The sequence below is a fragment of the Mycoplasma sp. 246B genome (assembly GCF_054353935.1).
The window spans coordinates 259,719-285,582 of record NZ_JBTHHM010000001.1; the positions used below are offsets into that span (position 1 = coordinate 259,719).

Annotated in this window: 19 protein-coding genes; 4 read left to right on the forward strand and 15 right to left on the reverse strand. The window is 28.0% G+C overall.

Annotated features, from left to right (window positions below; genetic code table 4):
- Position 1: 1 nt before the first annotated feature.
- The 10 genes from ACXYRR_RS01105 to secG all read right to left on the reverse strand — a co-directional run bounded on the left by ACXYRR_RS01105 (position 2) and on the right by secG (position 13,302).
- A complete protein-coding gene (locus tag ACXYRR_RS01105) occupies positions 2-1,030 on the reverse strand; it encodes a carbohydrate ABC transporter permease (protein WP_458597373.1) in 1,029 nt (342 codons plus the stop codon).
- Positions 987-2,024 (reverse strand): carbohydrate ABC transporter permease, encoded by a 1,038-nt coding sequence (locus ACXYRR_RS01110; RefSeq protein WP_435130539.1) that lies wholly within the window; start codon positions 2,022-2,024, stop codon positions 987-989. The genes ACXYRR_RS01105 and ACXYRR_RS01110 overlap by 44 nt, the downstream gene beginning before the upstream one ends.
- Positions 2,005-4,089 (reverse strand): ATP-binding cassette domain-containing protein, encoded by a 2,085-nt coding sequence (locus tag ACXYRR_RS01115; RefSeq protein WP_458597374.1) that lies wholly within the window; start codon positions 4,087-4,089, stop codon positions 2,005-2,007. The genes ACXYRR_RS01110 and ACXYRR_RS01115 overlap by 20 nt, the downstream gene beginning before the upstream one ends.
- A gap of 12 nt (positions 4,090-4,101) precedes the next feature.
- A complete protein-coding gene (locus ACXYRR_RS01120) occupies positions 4,102-5,475 on the reverse strand; it encodes a thermonuclease family protein (protein WP_458597375.1) in 1,374 nt (457 codons plus the stop codon).
- Between the two features lie 51 nt (positions 5,476-5,526).
- Entirely contained in the window at positions 5,527-8,073 is a 2,547-nt protein-coding gene (locus tag ACXYRR_RS01125) for a P68 family surface lipoprotein (RefSeq protein WP_458597376.1), read from the reverse strand.
- A 193-nt stretch (positions 8,074-8,266) separates the two neighbouring features.
- Positions 8,267-8,551 carry an antibiotic biosynthesis monooxygenase gene (locus ACXYRR_RS01130; RefSeq protein WP_458597377.1) on the reverse strand — a complete coding sequence of 95 codons (285 nt, stop codon included), beginning with the start codon at positions 8,549-8,551 and terminating at the stop codon, positions 8,267-8,269.
- Positions 8,552-10,102, reverse strand: coding sequence for a methionine--tRNA ligase (gene metG / locus ACXYRR_RS01135; protein WP_458597378.1), 1,551 nt, complete (start codon positions 10,100-10,102; stop codon positions 8,552-8,554).
- A 1-nt stretch (position 10,103) separates the two neighbouring features.
- A complete protein-coding gene (locus ACXYRR_RS01140; protein WP_458597379.1) occupies positions 10,104-10,904 on the reverse strand; it encodes a tRNA1(Val) (adenine(37)-N6)-methyltransferase in 801 nt (266 codons plus the stop codon).
- Entirely contained in the window at positions 10,885-13,065 is a 2,181-nt protein-coding gene (gene rnr, locus ACXYRR_RS01145) for a ribonuclease R (protein ID WP_458597380.1), read from the reverse strand. The genes ACXYRR_RS01140 and rnr overlap by 20 nt, the downstream gene beginning before the upstream one ends.
- A gap of 3 nt (positions 13,066-13,068) precedes the next feature.
- Positions 13,069-13,302, reverse strand: coding sequence for a preprotein translocase subunit SecG (gene secG / locus ACXYRR_RS01150; RefSeq protein WP_458597381.1), 234 nt, complete (start codon positions 13,300-13,302; stop codon positions 13,069-13,071).
- Between the two features lie 147 nt (positions 13,303-13,449).
- Here secG and ACXYRR_RS01155 point away from each other — a divergent pair, with 147 nt between their 5' ends.
- Positions 13,450-15,150, forward strand: a complete 1,701-nt coding sequence (locus ACXYRR_RS01155) for a hypothetical protein (protein WP_458597382.1) — start codon at positions 13,450-13,452, stop codon at positions 15,148-15,150.
- Positions 15,151-15,171: 21 nt separating this feature from the next.
- Here the strand turns inward: ACXYRR_RS01155 and pfkA are convergent, their stop codons facing one another.
- The 4 genes from pfkA to ACXYRR_RS01175 all read right to left on the reverse strand — a co-directional run bounded on the left by pfkA (position 15,172) and on the right by ACXYRR_RS01175 (position 21,126).
- Entirely contained in the window at positions 15,172-16,146 is a 975-nt protein-coding gene (gene pfkA, locus ACXYRR_RS01160) for a 6-phosphofructokinase (protein WP_458597383.1), read from the reverse strand.
- Between the two features lie 7 nt (positions 16,147-16,153).
- Positions 16,154-16,984, reverse strand: coding sequence for a bifunctional 5,10-methylenetetrahydrofolate dehydrogenase/5,10-methenyltetrahydrofolate cyclohydrolase (locus ACXYRR_RS01165; RefSeq protein WP_458597384.1), 831 nt, complete (start codon positions 16,982-16,984; stop codon positions 16,154-16,156).
- A complete protein-coding gene (locus tag ACXYRR_RS01170; protein WP_458597385.1) occupies positions 16,972-19,461 on the reverse strand; it encodes a valine--tRNA ligase in 2,490 nt (829 codons plus the stop codon). The genes ACXYRR_RS01165 and ACXYRR_RS01170 overlap by 13 nt, the downstream gene beginning before the upstream one ends.
- Before the next feature lie 174 nt (positions 19,462-19,635).
- Entirely contained in the window at positions 19,636-21,126 is a 1,491-nt protein-coding gene (locus ACXYRR_RS01175; protein ID WP_458597386.1) for an APC family permease, read from the reverse strand.
- A 224-nt stretch (positions 21,127-21,350) separates the two neighbouring features.
- Between ACXYRR_RS01175 and ACXYRR_RS01180 the strand changes: the two genes are divergently transcribed.
- The 3 genes from ACXYRR_RS01180 (at position 21,351) to ACXYRR_RS01190 (ending at position 25,619) form a co-directional block, all read left to right on the forward strand.
- Positions 21,351-24,344 (forward strand): hypothetical protein, encoded by a 2,994-nt coding sequence (locus ACXYRR_RS01180; RefSeq protein WP_458597387.1) that lies wholly within the window; start codon positions 21,351-21,353, stop codon positions 24,342-24,344.
- 9 nt (positions 24,345-24,353) lie between these two features.
- Positions 24,354-24,491: a hypothetical protein gene (locus ACXYRR_RS01185; protein ID WP_435130575.1), complete on the forward strand. Its 138-nt coding sequence runs from the start codon at positions 24,354-24,356 to the stop codon at positions 24,489-24,491.
- Positions 24,492-24,590: 99 nt separating this feature from the next.
- Positions 24,591-25,619 carry an Eco57I restriction-modification methylase domain-containing protein gene (locus ACXYRR_RS01190; RefSeq protein ID WP_458597388.1) on the forward strand — a complete coding sequence of 343 codons (1,029 nt, stop codon included), beginning with the start codon at positions 24,591-24,593 and terminating at the stop codon, positions 25,617-25,619.
- Here the strand turns inward: ACXYRR_RS01190 and ACXYRR_RS01195 are convergent.
- Positions 25,609-25,864: hypothetical protein (locus ACXYRR_RS01195; RefSeq protein ID WP_458597389.1), on the reverse strand; the 256-nt coding region annotated here is incomplete at its 5' end. The two genes, ACXYRR_RS01190 and ACXYRR_RS01195, sit on opposite strands and share 11 nt — an antisense overlap.

Consider the following 25,864-nt stretch of genomic DNA (forward strand, 5'->3'; position numbering starts at 1 on the left):
TTTATCCTTTAATAGTTGAACCTTGTCTGCTGATTGCATTCATAATTCTTTTTCTAAGTAATAAATAAATAATAAACATTGGCAAGATTACAAAGATAGCAGCTGCCATTTTAATATTTTGGAGTGGAACACCAGCACTGTTATCATCGCTAAAGTCCATACCAGCATTAAATAATCAAACTGATAGCAGTTGTAATGAATTACGATCTGAAACTAAAATTGATGGTCACAAGTAAGCATTTCAAGAAGCAAGAGCGGTTAAGATAACAATAGTTAAAGTAGTAGGCATTACCATCGGAAAGGCAATTTTAAACATATATTTTATCCCACCTGCTCCATCAATTAATGATACTTCTTTAATGCGTCCTGGAATTGCTTCAAATGAGTTTTTATACATAACGGTATTAAAGATGCTAGATACAAAAGGAAGTGCAATAGCAAATAATAAACCAGTATAATTAGCCCGCATATTAGTACGAAACACCACGATATATTGTCCAGATAATAAGGCAACTTCAGGTAGCACCAATAAAGCAAGTGCTAAGAATCAAACCAAACCTTTTCCTCGTCACTTTTTAAGAGCAAAAGCATATCCCATTAAAAAGGTAATGAATACTTTTAAAACAACTGATATAATAACATTTAATGCAGTAAAACCTAATGAATTTCAATAACCAGTTGCTAATGCACGATGATAGGTATTGGCAACAACTTTTGACCAAGCAACAGTATCACCAATACCTTTGGTTCCTTGATAATATGTATTTCCTTCGGTAAAATCAGAAACAAATCGAAAATTAGTACTTAGGTTTGCAACTTCATCATCTGTCATTAATGAAATTGAAATCATAAAGAAAAATGGGAATAATATTAGAACACCAAAAAAACATAACACTAATAACTTCGAAACCGATAAAAAAAATGCTGATGCAGGATTGCTGTCGATTACTTGGGTGGTAACTTTTTCTTGGTTGCGACGGATTTTTCTATGTATTAGAAGTTGTTGAATTTTTAACTTTAACTCAAACATTTCTTTCTCCTAAATTATTTAATGATAATTGCACCATAAAAAATCCTCCACGAATAATAGATGAAAAACTTACACCTATGATAAATAACAAGATAGCTGCAGCACCTGCATTATGAAATTGCGCGCTTTTAGTCATTAAATATACATATAACATTAAGGTTCCGCCACCGTATGAAAATGCATCAGTTGGGTTATTATTGAATAAAGCAAGTGGAAAGACTTTTAAACCTCCGATGATACCTAAGGTGATTATAAAGTTAATAGTCCCTTTAATTGATGGTAAAGTAATACTAAAGAATTGTTTGATCCCACCACATCCATCGATAGAAGCAGATTTATAAAGGTTTTTATCTACTCCGAGCATTGCTGTGGTAAATATAAGGATGTTAAATGCTAATCCACCTCAAATCCCGTTAATAAACATTGCAATCAATGCATTGAATGTATATGGATCGGATGTGTTTAATCAGGCACGAGTGGAACCGGTAATTTTGTTTAATATCCCTGCTGGAGCAAAGAATTGGATAAATACCAGTGAAACTGCAACAGCATTAGTGATATATGGCATAAAGAATACAGTTTGTCATATTCCACGTGCATATTTACGATGTAGTTTTGCAATAATTGAAGAAATAATTAGTGAAAAGGACATCACAAATGGTAGCACAACTAAACCATATATAAATGAGTTTCTTACCCCAGTAGCAAAACGCGCATCTTTAAACACATATTCATAATTCTTTCATGTTCCTTCACCGCTTTCGGTTGTAAAAGATTGATAAATATTAATTCCCATCGGAACTAATGTAAACATTAAAATGAGTAAAAATCCAGGGAGTAGTAAAAGTAATGGGATATATAAAGGGGTACGACGTTCTAAAATTGAATGTGATAAAACGACTTTCTTTTGTGATTGTTTTTTTAGTGACCAATTAAGTAAAAACCCCATATGAATCGAGATAAAAGAGTGCAACTTACGAATTAGATATTTCATATTCTAATCTTTCTTCGGAAACTGCATCAAAGATATGCAATTTTGAAATAGGTAAATCAAAATAAATATTATCCCCGATTCGATATTCTAAATCATTATCTAATAAAAAGTTAATTCTTCCGATGTTGTTAACTTCAACTATTAATTTACTTTCTTTTCCAAAGTTCTCTTGCACGATAACTTTACCTTTAAACATCGCTTCTTCGTTGTTTTTAATAATAAAATCTTCTGAACGAACCCCAATGTTTAAACTTGGATTTGACACATTTTTTATAAGTACATTTTCAAGCAATTTACCAGCAACATATACTCTGTTATCCTTATATTCTGAAGGGAATAATCCCATTTCAGGCATCCCTAAAAAACGAGCCACGAATTGGTTTTTAGGTTTATTATATAACTGCATTGGTGTTCCAAATTGTTGCACTTTTGCAGTTGACATACAAACAATAATATCTGAAATTGACATTGCTTCCTCTTGATCGTGGGTAACAAATACAGTAGTAATTCCGAGCGATTGTTGAATTTCCCGAATTCACTGACGGGTTGAAATCCGTAGTTTTGCATCAAGGTTAGAAAGAGGTTCATCCATTAATAATATTTCAGGTTTTTTAACAATTGCACGAGCAATTGAAACACGTTGTTGTTGACCTCCAGATAAACGAGTCGGTTTTTTTTGTAAAATAGGAACTATTTCAACACGTTTTGCTACTTCCATAACTTCATTATGAATTGCTTTACGTAGAGAGATTACATTTTTTGTTAATTCTTTTACTTTTTGGCGATTGCTTTCATTTAGAATGTGGGGAATAATTTTCTTACGTTCTTGTTTTATTTTATTGTCTAAATCATATCTTTTGCTTAAGTCTTTAATTAGGTTAATAAAGTGTTTTTGAGCAACATATGGTAATCGCTCGCTATCATCTTTAAGTTGTTTAAAACTAAGATCTTCGGATTTTGCTAACTTATATTCTCTTTTTGTAGCTAAATAAATTTCTTTGGTTCTTGCTTTTTCTTCGGCATATTTAGCATATATTTCTTTACGTTTTAAAATATATTTATAGCGAGTGATTAAATGCAACAATTTTTTTTCTACTGAAACAATTTTTAATCGCTCATTTAATTCTAGATGGTCAAGGTTTTCAGAAACTAAATTTGCAACTGCTTGCTGTAGTAATTCTAAATGAGCTGGGATGTCTTCAGGTTTTAATGGTTTAAAATGTAGCAGTTTAAGATCCATATTAGATAAAATTTCGGCTTTTTTAAGGTCTTCTAATAAGTTGTTACTTTTTTGAGATAGGTATTTGTCTTTAATTTCTTGTTTTTTAGTTTTAGTATCAAGATCCACTTGCTTATTAGTTTTCAAGACATTTTTAGTTAAAAGGGAAATTTCAGATGTTTCATGTGAAACGGCAAGTTTATAATCAGTATGAGCTTTTTCAAGATTTTCAATCATACGAGCATATGCTTCGTTGAATTTGTGCTGTAAATTATAAGATAAAAGTAATCAGTCATCAAAAGCTTGTCTTAATGAATTTGTTTCATTTTTACTTGCACCAAGCGCATTTAGATATAAAATTCTAATTTCATTTTGTGCTTGTTGCTTTTTTAACATTGTACGAAACTGTCAATCATAATCATTTTTTAATGGAAAAGCAATGTTAGCATAAACACTTAAATGTGGATATAAAGCATAGTTTTGAAACACAAATCCGATTTTGCGACGTTGTGGAGTAAAATCGGTAACATCTTTTCCTTTAAATAAAATTTTTCCTGATGTTACTGTTAATAAACCAGCAATAGCATTTAATGTAGTAGTTTTTCCAGAACCAGATGGACCTAATAAAGTTACTAATTTACCATCTGGGATTTTAAAACTAACATTATCGACAGCTAAGGTTTCACCAAAATCGATATTTAAGTTTTTCAACTCAATTGCAGGAACTGAATCTAGGTTTTTTTCTCGAAATTCATCTCGGTATTTTTGAATTTTCATTAAATCTGAATCGGTGATATTAATAGACTGAGTTTTAAGTTTATGAATTAACTTCTTCAGTAATAACATAAATTCCTTTCGTTATTTTTGATTAGTATATGTTTTAACTTTATTAGATGCATCACCAGGTTCACTGGAATAAAATGGAGCATATGAATTAGGTCGTTTGCTTAAATATACATATAATGAAACTTGATCAGGGGTGTCAAAATATTTAAAGAATCCATTTTGTTCTGCTACAGCTTGGTCAGCTGCTTGTGCCATCTTTGGATAAATATTATATATAAAGTCATCTGTTTTTGCTTGTTTAAAATCCACACTTCAAGCCGCTTCAGAAAGTGGAAGGGTTAAACCAGCACGAATAATTTCAACACCATAACTATATTTATATTTACTATAATTATTTATATGTTGACTTGAATCATTGCTACCAAAGATAATATCTGCTACATTTCTACCATATGTATCTTTTCCGCTTGGAAAGGCAACTAAAACATCATCTTTATATTTATTGAAAATTTTTTCAGCAAATTCAGTTGACTTATAAGCAAAATGTGATTCAAAAGGACTAGCAGTTTTATAATTTTTTCCACCACCTATTCCTTTTTCAGGGGTATCAATTCCACGTAATCTTATTTTATATTGCTCGCCTATTTTAAATTCAGCATTACCTATTATTTTAGCTTCTAGTGGCTCAATGGTAAATGTATCACCATCTGAATCAGAAACAAGTTTAGCACGTAATATTTTATTTTTAAAGCGTTCTTGATTAAAATCAATTCCTAATGGGACAAAGTTTTTTTCATCTGTATCAACTTTCATATCCTTAATAGGGACATCAAAACTAAATGGTTTTTCAATATTAACTACAGATACTCAATCAACAGGATGATTTTGATAAAACATTTGATATCCTAAGGTTATTTTGTCTTTTATGCTTTTAGAATCTCATTGCGATAGAGGATTATTTTGTCCAGGTTCTTTCAGTTTGTCATCTAAATTAAGTGATACACTAGCATATAAAAACTTAAATACAACATATTTATCAAAAAACTTCATACGAACTAGTTTTGGATAACTACTCTTAGCATCATCGATTCTTAATACAGCTTTTTGTGGTTGTAAAAAAGTCAAACGGATTTGTTGTTTAAATTGATTTTGTATTGATGATGCGATTTTTTCTTTAATCTTATCAATATCATTATAAAATGAAGTTCTTTTTAATGTATTGTTTAGAACTTCTGGTGTGGTTGTGATGTTATAATGATAGTCTTTTTTATCTTCTGTAAAAATAAGTGGATATTTTGAAACAGAAGCATCAACTTTATATTCAAGTATAGGGAGTTTTTCGTCATTAGCAGGATCATATTTAGAACAAGCTACTGCAGCAACTAAACTACTTGCTGATAAAGTTGGTAAAGCAATCATTTTTATTAATTTAGTAAACTTAGACATATTTTCCTTTCATTAAAATATAACTTGCCTAAGCAAATTATATTTATAATATTAACTTACTCCGATTGTGATAGCATCAACAAATTTGGTGAAATTGAATTTTTCTTGACTTGGATTATTGAAATTGTATTGATCAATGGTTTGTTTTCATGCATTTTTGATTTGTTCTCTAAATGTATCAGAGAATGTTCCAGCAGGTTCTTCAAATGTATGGATTTCATCTGGTTTATTAATTGCTTCTTTTGCTTCCGCTAACACAACTTGAAGATATTTATTTGTACCACTCTTAGTTTTAGCAAATTTATCAGGATCTAAATTAACTAAGTCATTTGTTCCTGAAATATAAGACATTCCTTGTTCTAAGGTTCTTAAAGGTGTGTTGGTAATAGTATTTTTATCAACTTTAAAGTCAAAGGTTTTTGTAGTAGTAATCAATCATTTTACAAAAGCACGAGTTGCATCTTCATCAATATCATTTGATTTAACACCCATCAATGAAGGTCCTTGAAGGTATAAAACATTTTTATCGGTTGACTTTGCAGATCATTTTTTAGGTGTTGGTAGAGCAAATAATTCATCTTCGGAAAGAACATCAGTAGCTTTTAATATACGTTTGTGCAATCCAACTTCATTTAAAGCATTAGTAAATTTATTGTCTGTATCATCAATATTTTTTTCATAATCTTCATATTCTTTTGTATCCATTTTTAGAACATCTTTTAATATTACGAACGCAAACGAATCACCTGATGAATTCTTCATATCAATAATTTCAACTTTAGAATCTGTTTTATCTTTTAACATATCTTTAGCTTTTTGGATAAAATTAGTATTTTTTGGATTATCTTTTAATGAAACAATATAACCTAAGTTTTTACCACTTGTTTTAAGATTTTCAATTTTAGTTTTATTTTCATCATCAGCAGGAAGTAAATCATATTTTCCGATTGAAATATCATTACCTTTATCATCTTTTGGTATAGAAGATCATACAAAATTTTTAAAACCACCATAAACAGCTAGAATATTTGATTTGTATTTATTATATAATTCTTCAATTGTAGATGTACTTCCATCTCTATTTTTCTTAAATGTAGGATTTTGGATAAAAGTAAATGTGTTAGATTTTGATGGTTCAAATGAGAAGTTACCACTTTTATCATCAATTTCAGTTGCACCATCATTTTTAATATCTTTATAATTTTTTGAATATCCTGCAGTTGAACCGATTGAAAATGCGATTTTATGTTTAATTTGATCAGTTGATGAATATTGTCCACCCGGAAAACCATAAATTGCTTTAGTTTCAAATCCCTCAGTAAATTTATCTCAAATTTGTTGTGATACAGTATATGCATCACTACCTTTGCTTTTTAAAGCGTTATATTGAATTACGGTTTTATCATTTTGACGAATCGCTGTTGAAATCATTTTTGAGTAATCAGCACCTAAGCTAGAAAATAATGCTGAATCATAAACTCCAACCATATCATCGATTCCGAAAACATGTAATGATGTATCATTTGTCTTTGCTGAGTTTGTAAATAAACTTTGCATAGTTTTTGAGAAATTAATAATTCCTGTGTATGTTCCGAATAAATCATCCTTAGTTATAGTTTTATTTGGATCTAAATATCCTGCATTTTTCAGGATATCTTGTACATTGGAAACAGGAGCTCCTCAAATTGCTGTAACGCTATTGCGATCAGCATATGATTTATCAATAATGTCATTGAATTCATCACTAATTTTTACACCCTTAGCTTTCATTTCATCTAAAAAGTATCCTAAAACAGGTGCATTAATTGATAAAACATTTGAACTTTTGAATAATGGAAGAATGTATGTTCCTGGTTTGGTAATATTTTCAGTTGTATAGTTTGCATTAACGAAACTTTTAGCAAAATCATCTAAATCAGTATTTAAAGATTTATCTTGTGAATTGAAATTTAATAATAAATTTTCTCCATTGCTGTTTAAAACTGAAGCAATTACAGGATAACCGATTAATAAATTATAATAATCTTGTTGTTCTTCTTTTTTTAATCCGTGTATAGCTGCAATTTGTTTTCCAACATTTTGCACCCCGTCTGGATAACTGTTTCCATAGTTATCTACCTTAACTATTTCAGCAGCAGCAGAGATTCCTAATTCATTTAGTTTTGCTTCTTTTTGTTCGTCGGTTGCGTTTTTATTATCATTTACGAATTTTTGATATTTGCTAACTAAATCATTATATACATCAACAATAGCTCTAATTGTATTACCTTGAACACCACTTTGAGAAAAGGTAATTCCTAATTTAATATATCTATTCCCGTTGGAATCTTTCTTTTCTTTTTGACCATGACTTCTATTGTTTTTATCATTTTGAGCATTTTGAATCCGATCTTCTTGTGTCGCAGTTTCTAAGTCGCTTTTGATAACTAATGAACCTGGGTTACCTGGATTTCCTGGTGTAGTCGCACTACCTCCACCAGTATTATTTCCTTCACCACTTGAAGATTTACCACCTCCACATGCAGCAGCAAGTGCTACTGTGGTGCTACCCACTAAACCTGATAAGGTTAGTAAATATTTTTTTAACTTCTTTGACATATTATGTATATCTCCTAAATTATTTATTTATGTTATATAGAGCAGAAATATTTATTTCTGTATAAATTATATATTATTTTCTATAGTAAGTTTTAATATGCTTATTTTATAAGGTTATTTAATAATCTTTTGCTAAGAAGTGAAAATTCATTTCATATTTTTTTCATAAGTAACAAAAAGAACCAATATGGTTCTAACGATTTATTGACAATTGATAAATAACATTAACAGCCTTGGACATCTTTGATAAAGTTTGTAGTTCTTTAGCAAACTCAGGATTTTTAATGAATTTATCAAATTCGTTAAAATTGCTTCAACGTTCAATTACTAAAATTTTATCATCTGCTTGTATTCCGTATTCAAAAGATAAATTAGTTTCTTGCATACGTGTTTTTTGTGTAAAAACATATAAATAATCAATAAAACCCTTCATTTTTTCAGGATTAATTATATATTGTGTAGCTTTTGTGTAAATCATTTAGTTTCCTTTTTTGATGCGATTAAATAAAATAAAATGTGATTTAGGGATGATGTTATCAAATTTATGAAAATTAATTATTTGTTGAAAATCAAAACCAGATATGCATAAAGCATCTGCAACTTCTGAAACTTTTTTAGGTAGTAAAATAGATAAATATGTTGAAACAGCATAAATTCCATTTAATAATACTAATAAAATATCTTCCAATCTGATTAAATCATTTGTCAGTGTTCAAGGTTTAGTTACATCAATATATTTGTTTAAATTATCTGATAAATTTGTTGCAATCGCAAATGCTTTATGGATTTGATAGCGATCAAATTCATAACAAAAACTTTCTTTTGATTCTTTAATTTGTTCAAGCATTTGTAAGTCTTCGTTTAAATATTCATTTGTTTTTAAAGGTCTGTTAAAACTATTTGAAATCATCTTTAAGGTGCGTGATACTAAATTACCATAATTATTTATTAATTGTGAATTAATAACATCAATAAAACGATCTTCATCAAAGATTAAATCTTCACCTAAGGCAAATTGTGAAATAAAGAAATATTTAATCATTTCAGGATGGTATTTAGAGACTAAATCAAAGGGATCTATTACATTGCCTTTTGATTTAGACATCTTTCCTTGTGATGTAACAATTCAACCGTGTGCCTGGATGCGATTTGGTTGTTTGATGTTTAATGCTTTCAAAAAGATAGGTCAATAAATCATATGAAAACGCGAAATTTCTTTACCTAAAATATGTACAACTTCAGAGTTTTCGTTGTTTCAATATTTATTAAAATCACCTGGTTTATCAATATCATTTATATCAAAATCTAATGCACTAATGTAATTACATAAAGCATCTAATCATACATATAAAGTATGATTAGTATCTTCGTTGATTTTAATCCCTCAGTTAATATTAGTTCTTGTTACTGATAAATCTTCTAAACCTTTGTTAATAAAGTTAACTAACATCTCATGTTCTGTTTTTTTAGGGAATAAAAGGTCTGGATTATTATTAATATATTCTTTGAGTCAATTTTCAAATAGTTTCATTTTAAAAAAGTAACTATCTTCACTTACTTTTGTAAGTACATGTCCTGAAGCTGGATGATAAAGTTTTCCATCTTTTTTAATTGCTTGTGCTTCGGTTAAAAACTCTTCATCTGAAATTGAATATCATCCTTGATATTTACCTTTATAAATATATCCTTGCTTTAAAAAATAACTAAAAATATCTTTAACTATTTGTTTATGTTTTGTAGATGTGGTTCTTGAAAAATAATCATAATTAATATCAAAAACTTCTCACATATTTTTAAATTTACTTACAACTTGATCCACAAATTGCTGGGGTGCTAAATTATGTTGCTGTGCAATTTGTTGTATTTTTTGTCCGTGTTCATCAGAACCAGTGAGCATTTTGACATCATAACCTTGACTTTTTTTATAATTTGTAATCGCTCAAGCGAGTGTGGTAGTAAATAAATGTCCAATGTGTAAGTTTCCGCTTGCATAATAAATAGGAGTAGTAATATAAAAAGTTTTTTTCATCTTATTCCTTATTTAATTTTATAGGTTTATACAGTTGTTTTATTTGTGGTAGATAATCATGATTATTTAAATCTTTTGCATCGTGAAGATATAAATTAGGTAAAAAGTGTGAACCTCAGCCGGCTTGATATCGCGCTTCAATTAAAACAAATTTTGCTTTATCTTGCAACCTCGGATGCACAAATTGAATGCGTTTAGGTTCGAAATTGTATTTACGCAATAATTCAAATGCATCGATGCAACGTTCTACAGGTAAAACTAGTGATAAAAATCCTTTTTGTTCTATTATTTTTGAGCAACCTAAGATTAATTCATCTAAATTAAGTGTAATTTCGTGGGTTGCAATCAATTTTGCTTTTGATATATCTTGCTTAATTTTGGATGCATCAAAACGATAAAAAGGTGGGTTGCAAAAAATTATTTGATATTTTTTTTGATTTTGTTGATTAAATTGCTTTCAGTATAAATTAAAATCAGCATTAATCACATTTATTTGCTTATCAAGTTCGTTCAAAGCTACATTATATTTTGCTAACTGTATTGCTTGTTGCTGTATTTCAATTGCATCAATATGTAGTTTTTCACTGCGTGCTGCGATAAAAATTGATAAGGCAGCATTATTAGTTCCAATTTCCAGAGCATTTGTAAAATGATTTGATAAAAACACAAAATTACCCAGTAAAATTGTATCAACTGAGTAATTAAACATCGTTTTGTCTTGATAAACATATAAATCACTATCAAAACCTAAAGAGTTTTTGATTCAGTTTTGTTTTGGTAATTTATTTTCTAATTCGTTCATGATGGAATTTTTTCTTAACATATTCAGTATATAAATCAGCAAGGCAGCAATCTATTTTACCTTCAACTAAATCGACATCTAAAACAACAATATCGACATAATCACCAATAGCAAAGGTGCGTTTTTTTGAAATTAATTTAGTAAGGTTTTCGTTAGGTTCATAAATATCATCGATTAATGTAGTTTTGTGAACTAAACCAGATGCCATAAAGTCAAATTCCACAAAGAAACCAAAATTAAGAACACTAACAATTTGGACTTTAAAAGTTTGTCCAACTTTGTTTTTTAAAAATTCTGCAAATTTTAAATCATTAACACTGCGTTCGATTTGAACTGCCTTTTGTTCAGAACGAGTATTTAGATCGCCGAATATACTGATTTGATGTTTATATTCAGCAAGATTCTTTTTATTTTTATTGATAATAAAGTCACGAATGATGCGATGGATTACTAAATCTGGGTAACGACGAATTGGACTGGTGAAATGACAATAGAACTTTGATGCTAGTCCGAAATGTCCGATGTTATCTGGTGAATAAACTGCCTTTTGCATTGTACGTAAAAATAGTAATTTAATAAAATCATCATTGCGCATTTGCTTTACATGATTTACAAAATCAGAAAATTTATTTGGTTTAATACTAGTATTTGAATTGATTGCTTCACTGCTTATATTAATTGCGTTCAATGAGTTTGATAATAATGTTAATTTTTCAGCATCGGGAGCCTCATGAACACGGTATAAAACAGGTAATTTATGATCAAATAAGAATTTAGCAACTGTTTCGTTGGCTCTAACCATAAAGTCTTCAATTAGCACCTCAGAAAAACCACGATCATTGATTAAAACTTCTTTAACAGTTCCATCATCGTTAAGTTTAATTTTCGGTTCGGGAAGTTCAAAGTCAACATAACCTTGTTTAATTTTATATTCATGTAAAATTAAACTCAGTTCCTTTGCATCATTTAACATCTGTTTTAGTTGTGATACTTGCTTTGGATCGCATTCTTCATTAATTAAACCACTTTGGTAATACTTATCAACTTGTTTATAGGTTAAGCGAAACTTGCTTTCTATGATTCCTTGAATAATTTTTGTTGAAACGTTATTCCCATCCTTATCAATTTCCATTTCACAACCCATAACAAAACGTCGAACATTTGGATTAAGAGAACAAATTCCGTTTGATAATTCAATAGGAAGCATCGGTATAACACGATCCGGTAGATAAATACTAGTCCCACGTTTTAGTGCTTCATGATCAATTGCGCTACCAGATTTAACATAATAGGAAACATCTGCAATATATACACCTAAAAAGTAATTTCCATTATCTAATTTTTTAACATAAATTGAATCATCGAAGTCTTTGGTATCATCACCATCGATGGTAACAATCATTTTATCAGTTAAATCAACACGATTTTTTAAATCTTCATTGTCTATTGTTTGTGGGATGTTTGCAACTTCTGAAGTCATTGCATCTGGGAAATTTGAAGGGGCTTTAATATGCTCGAGGTATGATTTAACATACACCATCGGGTCAGCTTCATTGCTAATTACTTTAATAATTTTAATTGAAACGGTTTTTCCATCATATTTAATAATTTTTGCAACTACTAAATCATTAAATTTTGTTTCAACATTTGATTCGATAATATTTCAAGTTACATTTTTCATCCGAGTTTCAACAGGGATAAAATAAGTTGAATAATTTTTATGTTTTATAAAACCAATGACTTCTTTGTTACCACGTTCTAAAACTTTTACAACTACACCAGAGTTCAATTGGTTTTTATCTTCATACGGGTTTGAATAAACATACACAAAAACCTTGTCGTTATTCATTGCTCCATTGAAATTAAAGTTTTTAATAAAAACACGATCCTTAGTTTTATTTACTTCATCAATGTTATAGTCAACAAAACCAAATTGACCTTTAGCATTGACATTTAAAATACCCTCAATTTTATCAACTAAAACTGGTGCATAATATTCATCGTTAACATTTTTAAATAACTTATATTCTCGTTGTAATAAAGATAATAAACTTGTTAGTTCACGATTGTTCTTAGGCAGAATCCGAAAACGTCTTGCTATATCTAAAAAACTTCTTGATTTAACAGACTGGATGTATTTTAAAACTTCTTCTTTATTCATAATTTAACGAATAAAAACCCTTAATAAAATTGCAATTACAAATAATAAAATTCCTAATACAATCATAGTATATTTTAAGGTTTTTTTAACTCCCCTTTCTTTTGAAATTTTAAATAAATCAAGGTCTCCAGAACCAACTAATGCACCTGAAAAACCATTTGAATCAGGTGACATTAAAAAGGAGACAATTAAGATTACAAAAGATATAATAATTAAAATTACTGTTAATGCGATCATAATTTCCTTATAAGTTTTATTATTATATATTATTCTATTTTTTTCTTAATATTTTGATTATAAATATCTTAATTTATTAATTTTGTTTTACAACTCATCATATGCTATGTATTTTCATTTTTATAAAGATATAATATAATTAAAATTATGCAAAAAAAATGAAAATATAAATTTTTATCATTGTTATCAACCATTGCTACTACCACAACATTAATAGCTGCAGCTTGTTCACCTAAGCAACAAGTCAGCAGCTCTGAAAATGTTGTAGATAAAGAAGCAGAGAACAAAGAAAACGAGATAAAAATCCAAAATCAACGAATAGAAACTTTGCAAAAAGTACATAACTATGCTTTTAATTTAGTCATCCCACAGATTATTACACAGGTAACAAAAAGTGCTAATGATTTATTAAATAACAAAGATAAACAGAAGCAATTCACAGAGAATCCTGAATTAAAAAACCAAATTACACAATTAACTAAATACGATGACTTGCTTAATGGTTTTAATGATATTAATAAGAAACTTTTAGAAGCAAACTTTTATCAACATAAGCCATACTATAATTTCACAGCGAAAATTACTAATATAGGTCGTATAATTTTTCAAAATCGTATATATATAATTTCACAAATACTTCAAACCAACCATGAAGATGCAGAGAAAATAACTGATTATGTAAAAAAATATAGCGAAATATATGCACTTTTGAATTTTACAGCTCGTTTATATTGATCGGAAAGTGTTTTAAATGTTTTGTCTAACGTTAAACAAATCGATCAAAATAAAATAACTGATATCCAAAAAGAATCTATCAATTTTCAAAGTCAAATTGATGATATTTTAAAACAAATCCAGGAAACTAACTATTTAGAAAATAAAGAAATAATTACAAAAGTCGAAGATTTAACAAAAAAACTAAATGATACATTTTTAAAACTTAATGAGTTTTGAAAAACTTATTTACAATTAGAACATAAAAAGCAAATATGAAGTTTTGCTATCGGTAAATATAAAGATACTAAATTGGAGATAGAAAATCAAATCATAGATAATTATGAACCTTTATCTAGTTATATTGATAAATTAAGCAAGAATAAAGACAAGGATGAAAAAGAGAAGAATGCAAACGAAACAAGAATTCAGCAGCTTAAAAACCTTCAAGAAAAACTTTTAAAAGAAGGTAATACACCAGAAACAGATGTCAGAAATGATGTTGATTATCAATTCTTTTTACCTGTAAATGCTACTTTTAAGTATCGCGATAATCAATATCCAGCTAATTTATTTTTAACTGTATATTCAAAGGATAATACTGGTAAATTTAGGTTAAATGACTTTGATTTGGATGATAATACTACAAATTTATCTACACTTATTCCTGATGATGTAAAACATTTTGCTAAACTTACCCTATCCCATAATGATTTTGTTAACTTATATGCTTCATACTTTAATGTAAGAGAAATGTTTCTTAATCCAGAAGATGAGCAAGCATTACAACCATATAAACTAGCTTTAATCAATTTATTTACAGTAAATTCAGTAAATTATGATAAAGCAGACAATGTATTAAAACTAGGTTTATTAAATGAATTTGATAACGGTAATTATAATTATAATGCTGACAGTTTTGAAGGCAGCATCCCAGGATTATTCTCAAATTTTGCATTATTTTTCAATAAAGATAGTTTTATAGAAGATTCTAATGTTGATTTATTCTTCCAAATTTCAGATGATTTATATAATTATCTAGATGCTTTAAATAAAAAGCAGAATGCAAATAAGCAACCAAATGAATCGGAATTAAAAGAAAATATATTCAAAATTGAAATTCAATATCAATAAAAGTCCCTAAATTAGGGACTTTTATGATTGATTTAGTTTATTAAATTTCTTAGCAAGTTCAACTGCTTTATCTTTAGCTGGATTATCCATTGATAAAGCTTGTAAAATAGGGATTCCAGTAACTATACCGTTAATTAATCCAATTGCTAAACCTGATTTACCTTCAAGTAATAATTCCACTGCTTTAATTCCCATCACAGATGATAAAACACGTTCAGCAGCAGTCGGTTTACCCCCACGTTGGATGTGATTCAGTGGATTAATGCGAGTTTCCCATTTGGTTGCTTGCTGAATTAATGAACGCAGTAAATTTAAATCATATTTTTTCTCTGAAATTACAATCATAATGCTGCGACGTCATGATTGTTTTGATAACTCTAGTGCTTTTTCAACAATTTCTTCGTTAGAAAGATTTAATTCAGCGGTTGCAATGATTTCAGCACCAGTAGCTAAACCAGAATATAAAGTTAAATCACCACAACCATTTCCCATTACTTCAACTAACATAATGCGTTTATGACTTTGTGCTGTATCACGAATGCGATCAATAGCTTCTACCACGGTGTTTAATGCGGTATCATAACCGATGGTTACATCGCTTGAAGCGATATCATTATCAATTGTACCTGGTAAACCTATAGTTTTTACACCTAATTCGTGTAATAACTGAGCACCTTTATAACTTCCATCTCCACCGATAACAACTAATGCTTCGATACCAAGTTCTTTTAGGTTTTTTACAGCAACTAAACGAGTTTTTTCATCTTTAAACTCTGGATAACGGGCTGAAAAAATGCATGTTCCACCTTGATTGATATAGTTGTCTAAATTAACTTTTTCAGATGGGATTATTTCATTATTGCATAAACCTTTATATCCTTCAAATACTAAATAACTTTGGATTCCGTTTGCTTTTGCAGTTTTTACAATCGCTCTTAATGCATTATTCATTCCAGGTGCGTCACCACCAGAAGTTAATATAGCAATTTTCTTCATTATTCTCCTATCTTACAATATCAAGTAAGTTTTTTAATAAACAAACTACAGTAACAGGTCCTACTCCACCCGGAACAGGGGTAATGGCTGAAACTTTATCCTTTACAGATTCAAAGTCTACATCACCTGCTAAAGTCTCGCTAAGTTGACTATCTAAATTAGTTCCTACATCGATTACGATCGCACCTTCTTTAACATTCATTGCTTTAACATACTTAGCAACACCGATAGCAACAATTATAATATCACCACTTTCCACACCCTTTAAACCAGTGCGTTCGTTATAGGTGGCTACATCTGCACCCATACGCTTGATAATATGAGCAATAGGTTTACCAACCACTTTACTACGTCCTACAACACACACTTTTTTACCTTTAACATCAATATTATGATACTCCATTAATTCTAAGACAGCCCTTGCGGTAGCTGGAACAAAATGCTTAGTAGGAATATCGTTATAAAGTGTAAATTCATTTTTTGCACTAAGTCCATCAACATCTTTTTCGTGTGGGACCGCATCTAATATCACTTGCTGGGGTATATGTGCAGGCAAAGGTAGTTGGATGATAACTCCGGTAGATTTTTCATTTATAATATCAAGTTTCTTAAGCAGTAGCTTTTGTGTAATGGTTTCAGGGAATTTATATAATGTTCCTTTTAAACCAATTTCTTCACATTTTTTTAATTTAGCTGCTACATATTTATTTGATGCTGGATTATCTCCAACCTGCACAATTGATAAATTCGGTTTATCTTCATCATCAAGTTGTGCAACTTCTGCTTTTAATTTTAAAAGTTCTGCCTGGGCTAATTCTTTTCCACTTAGTATTTTCATTTAAGCTCCTTTTGGTATTTTTCTAGGTCTTGTGAATATTTTTGTAACTTAATTCGTTCTGCTTCAACTTTTTCAGCAGGTGCAGAAGTAACAAATTTTTGGTTTGAAAGCATATTTTTAGCTCGCTGTATTTCAAATTCAGTATCCTTAATTTTCTTCAACAGGTCTGCTTTATTTTTTTCTTTTAAAGCTGCATCTACTTTAATATAAAGGTTTTTACCTTGAATAGAAATAAGAAAATCATTATTTTCTGAAACTAGTGCATTAGCTAATTTATTAATCATTTCAATAGCATTTTTAGGTAAATTGCCTTGATAATCGTAATATATAACATCTTTTTTAGAGATTTTATTATCATCACGGAAGCGACGAATAGCGGTAGTTATTTCGATGACTTCATCAATATATTCAATGCCTTTTTTGATTTTCAAAATAGGCCATTTTGCTTCTAAAAGCTCTGTATTATAGATATTTTTGTATAAATAATCGGTTAAAAAAGGTAAGAATGGGTGTAGAATAATTAATGTTTTTTGTAACACTTGCAATGCAATCTTTTTATTAGAATTAGTTTTTAAAAATTCAACATATCAACCACTTAAATCATTAAAAATATATTTGTATATTTCACTGCCGAGTACAGCAAAATCATATTTATTAACAAACTTGCTTATTTTTCTTGACAAGAATGCGAGTTTGTTAAAAATTCATTTATCAGCTGGACTTAATGATTTATCCTTTGAATCAGGAAGTTCTTTAATGTAGTTTGCTATATTTCATAATTTATTATTTACTCTTCATGCGGCTTCAACTTTTTCGCTTGAAAAACGAATGTCCATTCCGGGTGCTGTATTAGTTAGCAAAAATCAACGAAGAGCATCGGATCCATATTGATCAATTAATTGCATTGGATCTACTCCGTTATTAAATGATTTTGACATTTTTCGTCCATCTTCAGCACGAATTAATCCGTGAAATAGCAATTGTTTAAACGGTATTTGTTTCATGAATTCCAAACTCATAAAATACATTCTAGCAACCCAAAAGAAGATAATATCATAACCTGTAACTAATAAAGATGTAGGGTAAAATCTTTTTAATAATAGATTATTCAAATCAGGTCAGTTTAAGAAAGTAAATGGTGCTATCCCTGATGAAAATCAAGTATCAAGAACATCAGGATCTTGAATCCAATTTGGACCAGGACTGTCTATTTGGACTTTAATTTGATCTTGATAATATCAAACCGGTAATCGATGTCCTCACCAAAGCTGACGTGAAATGGTTCAATCATGCACATTTTCCATCCATTGCTTCATTGTGTCTTTAAGCCTATTCGGATAGAATTTAACTCCATTTTTGGATTTTAAATCATTTAATATATGATTTTTTAACTTATCCATTTTCACAAATCATTGTGGAAGCACCAATGTCTCAACAACTGATTTAGAACGATCAGAAACAGCAACATTTGAAATTACATCTTCTGCTTTTTCAAGCATATTTTGCTCTTTTAAGTAGTTAGCAATTGCTAAACGTGCTTGAAAACGTTCCATTTTATCAAAAGCACAACCAGGAGCATTAATAAAACCGTTTTTATCAATAGTTTCATTAATTTGTAAGTTTAACCTTGTTATTATTTCAATGTCTGCTTCAGAATGTGCAGATAATTTCATTAAACCACTTCCAAATTTTGGGTCAACATATGAATCAGCTATAATTGGAAGTATTTTCTTAGTAATCGGGTGCACAACAAACATCCCTTGATATTTTTGATAACGAATATCAGTTGGATTATAAACAACAGCAACATCGCTTAGCAGTGTTTCAGTACGCACAGTAGCAATAATCAATGATTCATTTGAATTATAAATTGGGTATTTAATATAATACATTTTTTGTTGGGTAGGTACATTATTAACTTCAATATTTGAAAGGGCAGTTTGTAATTTTATATCCCAACTGATTGCTCGCATTCCTTTGTATAATAAACCTTTGTTATACATATCAACAAATACTTTTTGCACTGCAGCACTAACTTTTTCATCTAAGGTAAAGCGTGCATTTTGATAATCGAGAGCTAATCCCATCTTGTATCATTGTTGTTTAAATATTTCAGCATACTTATGCTTTCATTCTCAAACTCGCTTGATAAATTCATTGCGACCTAAATCGTGTCGAGTTTTACCTTCACTTTTAAAAATAACATCTTCAACCTTAGATTGAGTGGCAATTCCGGCATGATCCATACCGGGAATTCACATCACATCATAACCTTTAAGTTTTTTATAACGAATAATTGTGTCAGGAATATATGAATCAAGAGCATGCCCTAAATGTAGCATCCCGGTTACATTCGGAGGCGGAAGCAAGATTGAAAAAGGTTTTTTCTTAACATCGTGGGTAATAAAATATTTTTTATCACGTCATTTTGCTTCTATACCTTTTTCAACTAATTTATGATCATAATTTTTGTTCATAAATCCTCCTTTTAAAGAAGTTATAATAAATCTTTATATATTATAAACTATTTCATAAATTTTCTAGGGAAATGCTAAAAATAATATAAACTTATGCAACTTTGTGGAACAATAAACTAAAAGTATGTTTATTTAGTGTAAAAATATTAAAAAAAACTACATAAGATGCAGTTCTTAATTTGTATTAGGATGTTCAATTTCACAATTATGTGTGTGATCGCTATTTTGTTTTAGTAGTTGTGTATATTCTTTTGAAGAAAGATTTTGTGATTGATTTTGTGGGTTTACAATTGCTTTTTTAAAGTCAATAAATCATTTGAATAATAAATATACTCCTCAAACAATAAATCCAATTACCATAAATACAATATAACTTAATATTGTTATTAATTGTGAACTATCATATGCTTCACCTACAATAGGTGGAATAAATGTAATTAATAATACTATAATAATTAAGATACTTGTAATAATGTATACTATCTTTTCTCATAATGGAAACTTAACTTCATTGCGCAATTTTTTCGAAAGAACTAATACTGCTATAATAGCAAGTAAATATTGCACAAAGAAGACTAAATTACCTGCATTTAAGATAGTTTCAAATTGATCTGGTACACCCAATAAACCTGGTAGAATTGTAAAGATAATCATTGAAGCTATAGTAATGGATGCTGCAAAAACGATTGCTTTACGGTGTTGTCCGTTTTTAGCTACTTGTGATAATTGACTTGGTAAAAATCCATCTTGTGCTAATGGAACAACTGCTTTTGCATAATATATCATTGAAAAGACGGTTGAAGTAACTTGTCTAAATAAAAGTCCGATAGTAAATATAATCAATCCTGCAATTCCCATAACCTTATTCATTATTGCAGCGGTATAATTCGAGATAGTTTTTGTTGAAACACTTGATGAATCAATAAAAATAAACATTAAATAAAATACTAAATAAATGAATAAGATGATACCAAAAACAGAAAGCAAGATTTTTCTAAAGTTTTTCGCTTCAACTTCTGTTGATAAACCTGATAATCCTTCTACGCCACCATACGCATATATGAAACTTAAGATTGAACTTATTATCATAAATGGTGTAACTTTTTCTGTGTTTTTAATAAATGAATTCCCTGGATTTTGAATTAATAAAGCTATAACAGAAGCAAAAATAATCGCAATAACAATCCATTTTATATAAGCTGTTCAAACAATAACTTTTTTAGAAATACCAAAATTTAATGCTGAAATAATTGTTAAAACAATAAAAAATAGTAATGCTAAAAGTTGTATTAACAATGAATATTTCTCATAGACTGATGAATTGTTGATAAATAATCTAATAATAGATATAAAGAACAAAGGTGTAGTTGCAGAAAACAAGGGAGCCTGCAAGAACTGGTTTCATCCGTTAAAATATCATAGTCATCTTTTTTTTGGGAATGCTTTTTTAACAAAAACATATGATCCACCAACTTCTTTTGAATACATTTGGGTTCCACGTGCAAAAGCAAGCATAACACCACCTGCAATAAATGAAGTAATAGCAAATACTAAAATACTATAACTACCTGTTTTTAAAACACTAGCAATCGAGGCAAGAAGACCAAATCCGACGATATAATTAATACCATAGAAAAGAAAATTCTTTCCTTTAATTTTTTTCATTTAATCACTCCTAATATATTGATTTTTAATTATATATCAATAAATAATAGCAAAAAATTAATTTTTTCCTAAAAAAATGATAAAAATTTAACTTTTTAGTTATATAAATCCTGTTATAAAAGTATATATAGTATTTGATATTATAAAATATCAAAATATTTTACTTTTTTTGTTTCTAATTTGTTCTTTTGTTGTTCTCTTAATATATATAAAGTGGAGGTAAAATGACAAAAAACATAAAACTGATTATGATTTTAGGTTCAACTGCAGTTGTTGCAGGAGCAGCAGCATATCCAATTAAGCTTGCAATAACGAAACTGCAGAAAAATTCATCTAATTCACCTGTTCTTACAAATCAAAAAAGTTTTGAATATCAGAAGGTAATTGAAAATATAGACAATTTTAATAAGCAAAGACCTAGTTTTGATAATTTAAATGCAGAAAAAGATGCATTTGTAAAATTACAAAACCAAATTAATGAGAGAATAAATAAAATAAAAGGTTTTCAAAATAAAATCCAAGACGAACTAAAACGAACGCAAAATATAAATCTTTCTTTTAATCAAAATATCTTACCGATTAAAGAAGATTTAAAAATTTTTTTAAACGATATTATAGACAAAAATAACGAAATACAAGCTGTTAAGTTGAATCAAGAACTTAATTCAAATCAAATAAAATCATTAAAAAGTTTTTTAGATGAAAATAACAATAGATTGAACTCTAAATGAGATATTTATCTAAAATTGATAAAAAAACATAATGAAAATTTGAAAAAACTATCAGCTGATACAGATGAAATTCCATGAGTAAAGCAAAGTTATGAACAAACCGCTTTATTAGAATCTAATATACAAACTTTATTAAATGAAATAAATAATAATGTTTGATTGGAAACCGATGATTTTTTAGGTTACTATAATCATATAAATAAGATTATTAATGATGTTATTGGATTAATTGATTCAAGCGATATATACATAAATTTTTGAATAAAGCATGATTTGAATATTAATATCAATTATGCTAATTCGATTAAGAATAACGAAAGTTCTTTAAAAAGTTTGCAACAAAATATGAATTTATTAAATCAGAATTTGCAAACTTATAAAGAAACAGTTAACAAATTTATTGAATCAACAAATTTGTTAAAAAAGACATTATCTGAATCTAAAAACTCACTGCAACAAAAGCAAGAAAGTTATTTAAACTATCTAAATAACTATAAGAAAGTGATTAATGATGCATATACAAAGCAACTTACTTTATATCAAAGCGCATTAAAAACAAGCCAAAACAATGATATAAAAAAAATAGCAAGCAATATGAATGATGCTATAAGCAAGCAAGAAAAAGAATTTGAAGACAAATATAACAAAGAAGAAAAAGCAGAAAATAAATTTAATAATATAAGTAATTTTATAAGTAAGGATTTTTGATTTTTACAAAAGAATTGGTATAAACTAAGTCAAAATGTCTTAGATAACGAGAATAATGTTTCAAAAAAAGCATTTGATAACGATATAAAATTAAACGATAAGAATATTGTAGTTTTAAATTTATATAATCAACTTAATAAAGCAAATCATAGAAATATGGATTTAAAAAATGAACTGATTAAACAAAATAATGAGTTAGATAAAATAGACAAACTTTATAAAGAAAATAACAGTGATGAACTATATATAAAGAAGCAAATTTTTCTAAGAGATATAGATAAAACTAAAAGATTAATTGAAGATACTGATAACAAAATAAAACAAACTCAAAATCAAATTAATCAAGAAATAAATAAATATGATGAAATATTAAAGAATACCGATAAATATTTTACTGGTTCGTTGCAATTATCTAATGCAAATTCATTATTTTTTTCTATCAATGAAGAAAATATGAGTACTATAAAAGCACAAGGTAGGCAAATAGCATTACTAGAAACAGATATTAATGATAAAAAGAAATTAATCGATTTATTAAAAGGTAATATTAATGATTTAACAGATTCAAAAAGAAAACTTGAATCTAAATTAACACAGTTAGATAATGATAAAAAAGAACTAGAGCAAAAATTAAATGAAACCAAAAAAATAACAAATAAAATGAATCAGCAAAATGATGATAACTTAAAAATTATTAACACAAAAAACAAAGAAATAGAGATATTAAGACAAAAAGATTCTGAAAATGAAAAATTAATTCAAACAAAACGTAATGAAATAGACAGAATAAAAACAGAAAATTTAAAAATTCAAGAACAAATTCAATTTAATAGACAAAAGATACAGCAATTAAATGGTCAACTTGATGGCAAAGTTGAAATAATAGATAATTTAAATACACAAATCCAACAACTAAATGGTCAGCTTACACAGAATCAAAATGCAATAAATGCAAAGGCAAAAGAAATACAACAACTTACAAATCAAAATAGTGAACTAAGAGAGCAAATACAACAAAAAGATGAAGAAATTTTAGAACACCAAAGAACAATAGCAGAAAATACAAAAATTATTGAAGGAAAAGACAAAGAAATAAAGCACTTATTGCAAACATTAAGAAGTGCATATCAAGCAAGAGATGAAATAGCAAATAATACCAAAAATTATGGTGAAAACATTGTAGCAATGTATTTAGAAATAAACAAACTCAAAGAACAGTTAAATGATATAAACCAAAAATATGCAGATACAGATCAAGAAAAGAATCGACTTCAGGCATCACTTAATACACTGACTACTAATTTCAACAATTTACAAAACCAAAATAATAATAATTTAAATGAAATTCAGTTACTAAATAAGAGAAACAACGATTTAAAGGACAATAAAACTAAATTATTATCTGATTATCAGAGTATGATTAATAAATATGAATTCACAAAAAAACAATATGAAGATTTAAAATTAGAAAATTATGAATACAGAAGAAAATGAGGTGTAGCTGGTGAGCTAAACAGAGAAAAAGATGTAACTATTGCGGTTCTGAACAAAAAACTAATTAATTATAATGAATTAATCAAGTTGGTAAAAGAACTAAGAGATATCTATGATGGTATTTCAAAAAAATCAAAGTATAGATACAGAGAAGGGCCTTCATCTTCTGGATATCCTTATACAGGAAGCGAAATGTATGAAAAAATAGATTATGGTGCCACATATGAATACCACGCCAGAAAATTTCTAGAAAATGCTAAACCATATTATGAAAATGAAGAATAAAGGAGATAAATGAATACACCGAATAAACAAGAATTATCAAATAACCAAATAAATGAATTATTTTTTGAGTATATTGAAAAAAGCAAAAACATTGAATGTTCTGATATTTTCGATTTTACAATATATGAAAAATATTTAATGACATAACATTAGCAGCCTAATAAGGCTCTATTTTCAAATTTTAACATTTTATACATAAATTGTTATATAATAATTAAACAAAAATTAAAGGTGATAAAGTAAAATATGAATAAAATTAATTATGGACAAGTATTTACGCCAAAAGATATCGTTTTAAAAATGATATCTTTAATTTCTTTTGATAACAATGCTTTTATATTGGAAACTTCATCTGGAACAGGTAATTTTTATTTTGAATTAATCAAAAAATATAATAATCTTATAGCATTAGAAATAGATGAAAATATAGCACATAAAGGAGCAAAAGTCACATCATATTTTAATACTAATTATCAACCAGATGTTATTATAGGAAATCCACCTTATGTAGATTATAAAAATATTATAGATGCACCCAAAAGTAAATTTTTAATCCACAAACCTAACCTATATTTATATTTTTTAGAAAAAGCATTATCAGATTTAAAGCAAAATGGCGAACTTATTTGAATAATTCCTGCTGCAATTTTTACAACAACTTCTGCAAAGTATTTGTTAAAAATTATTTATGATAATTTTTCAATTACATACTTTGAATTAATCCCTGAAAACATTTGAGAAAACGCTTCTGTTCCTACTGCTATTATAAAGATAGTTAAAGTTAAAAATCATAAAGATAAAATTAAATATTTTTGATCTAATTGAAAAATTTTATTTGGTAAAAAACCAAAATTACCTACAGATATTATTGTAAAAGTAGGTGGAGCAAGTGGCTTCAATTCAAAATTGCAAAAAGGGAATATATCTTTTGTTGTTTCACATACAGAGAGAACAAAACAACTGAATAATATTTTGTATCAACCAAATAAATGAATTCGACCTGTCCCCATCCCACCAAGAAAATTTACATATCAAATTTTTGTTAACTGTAAAACAAGAAATAAAAGACCTTTTTATGTTTTAGATTTTCAAGAAAAAGGCGAATTTATCCATTATGATGCATCAGTTTTGTCAATATATGTAAATTTAGATTATCAAAATACTAAGAAAATTGTTGATATTTTAAACAACATTGACTGAGAATTAATGGGAATAAAAAGAGACGGAAGGTATCATTTTACACAAAGTATCTTACAAGCAATATTTAATTTTTAAAATTTTCATTAAAATCATCTAAAATTTTTGCTCTCTTCTTAACAGATTGAAAAAGTATATTTAATAAAAACTCTTTGGATTGTGCATATGTTCGATTAACTAATTTACGGTTTAAATTAGGATTAAATTGAAAAGGTAAATTATTACCATTCGGAATTAAAGATTGCATTCTTTTTAAAGATGTAAAGAAAATATCATTAGGATTATTTTTGTTGAATACTAGCAAATAATAATCTGTTTGTGTT